This window comes from Streptomyces phytophilus, from assembly GCF_013870535.1.
Classification (GTDB): Bacteria; Actinomycetota; Actinomycetes; order Streptomycetales; family Streptomycetaceae; genus Streptomyces; species Streptomyces phytophilus.
Genome location: NZ_JACBXC010001164.1, coordinates 1 through 1,900, shown reverse-complemented (window position 1 = coordinate 1,900; position 1,900 = coordinate 1). Strand labels below are relative to the sequence as shown.

At 73.6% G+C, this 1,900-nt stretch carries 2 protein-coding genes; both read left to right on the top strand.

The annotated features are described in order from the left end of the window. Positions 1–165: 165 nt before the first annotated feature. On the top strand, positions 166–1,524 hold the full coding sequence (locus H5J30_RS30285; protein WP_181790608.1) for a phosphomannomutase/phosphoglucomutase: 1,359 nt from the start codon (positions 166–168) through the stop codon (positions 1,522–1,524). Between the two features lie 130 nt (positions 1,525–1,654). Further along, entirely contained in the window at positions 1,655–1,867 is a 213-nt protein-coding gene (locus tag H5J30_RS30280) for a Trm112 family protein (RefSeq protein WP_181790606.1), read from the top strand. The last annotated feature ends 33 nt before the right edge of the window (positions 1,868–1,900 follow it).

Below are 1,900 nucleotides of genomic sequence, written 5' to 3'. Positions count from 1 at the left end.
GTGCTCCGCTCCCCGGAAGGCTGACCCGGCCCCTGGCCGCCGGCATCCCGCCGGAGCCCTCCCGCACCGTCCCGCACCGCCTCCCGTCGGCCCAACCCCGGACGGCGTGTGTCCGCCCCATCGCGTACTGTGCAAGCCTCAGCAGCGTGCGAAGGGCGGTAAACCGTGACCGATCTCTCGACGATCGTGAAGGCGTACGACGTGCGCGGCGTCTTCCCCGAGCAGCTCGACGAGCCGCTCGTCGAGCTCTTCGGCGCCGCCTTCACCGAGACCACCGGCGCCGACAAGATCGTCGTCGGCCACGACATGCGCCCCTCGTCGCCCGCGCTGGCCGCCGCGTTCGCGCGCGGCGCCGTCGCCCGCGGCGCGGACGCCGTCCTCATCGGCCTGTGCTCCACCGACCAGCTCTACTTCGCCAGCGGCCATCTCGGCCTGCCCGGTGCCATGTTCACCGCCAGCCACAACCCCGCGCGGTACAACGGCATCAAGATGTGCCGCGCCGGCGCCGCCCCCGTCGGCCAGGACACCGGCCTCGCCGAGATCCGCGCCCAGGTCGAGCGGTGGCAGGCCGAGGGCCCGCCCGAGCCCGTCGCGAAGCCCGGCACCGTCACCGAGACCGACCTCCTCGCCGACTACGCGGCCCACCTGCGCTCCCTGGTCGACCTGAGCGCCGTGCGGCCGCTGAAGGTCGTCGTCGACGCCGGCAACGGCATGGCGGGGCACACCGTGCCGAGCGTCTTCGAACCGCTGCCGGTCGACGTCGTCCCCATGTACTTCGAGCTGGACGGCACCTTCCCCAACCACGAGGCCAACCCGCTCGATCCGAAGAACATCACCGACCTCCAGGCCGAGGTCCGCAGGACCGGCGCCGACGCCGGCCTCGCCTTCGACGGCGACGCCGACCGCTGCTTCGTCGTCGACGAGAACGGCGACCCGGTCCCGCCGTCCGCGATCACGGCCCTGGTCGCCGCCCGCGAGCTGGAGCGCAACGGCGGCGGCACGATCATCCACAACCTGATCACGTCCTGGTCCGTGCCCGAGGTCGTCAAGGAGCACGGCGGCACACCCGTACGCACCCGCGTCGGCCACTCCTTCATCAAGGAGGAGATGGCCAGGACCGGCGCCATCTTCGGCGGCGAGCACTCCGCGCACTACTACTTCCGCGACTTCTGGAACGCCGACACCGGCATGCTCGCCGCCCTCCACGTCCTCGCCGCCCTCGGCGGCCAGGAGGGCCCGCTGTCGCAGCTCGTCGCCGCCTACAACCGGTACGCGGCCTCCGGCGAGATCAACAGCACCGTCGAGGACCAGGCCGGGCGGCTCGCGGCGGTCAAGGCCGCGTACACCGGGCGCGAGGGCGTCGCGATCGACGAGCTGGACGGGCTGACCATCACCGGCGACGGCTGGTGGTTCAACCTGCGCCCGTCCAACACGGAGCCGCTGCTGCGGCTGAATGTGGAGGCGGGCGACGCGGACACGATGGCGCGGGTACGGGACGAGGCACTGGCGCTGGTACGGGGCTGAGCCGGCCGGCACCGCAGGAGAGGGCCACCGGGCGCGCGGGCGGGCCCGTGCGCCCGGCGGTAGGCTGGCGGCTGCCGCTCGTACGCACAGCCGAGCCCAGCGCCGCCGCAGCCAGCCGAAGGGGACGTACATGCCCGTCGAAGCCAGCCTCCTGGAGATCCTCGCCTGCCCGGCGTGCCACGCCCCGCTGCGCGCGAGCAAGGACGGCGCGGCCGGCGACGGCGCCTCCGACGCCCCCGGCGAGCCCGAGCTGCAGTGCACCTCCGACACCTGCGGCCTCGTCTACCCCGTACGCGACGAGATCCCCGTCCTGCTCGTGGACGAAGCCCGCCGCCCCGCCTAGGCCCCCGCCGCCATGCTCGACGAGTCGCTGCTC

Coding starts and splice junctions, on each gene's coding strand:
- H5J30_RS30280 (WP_181790606.1), top strand. CDS start 1,655: ATGCCCGTCGAAGCCAGCCTCCTGGAGATCCTCGCCTGCCCGGCGTGC.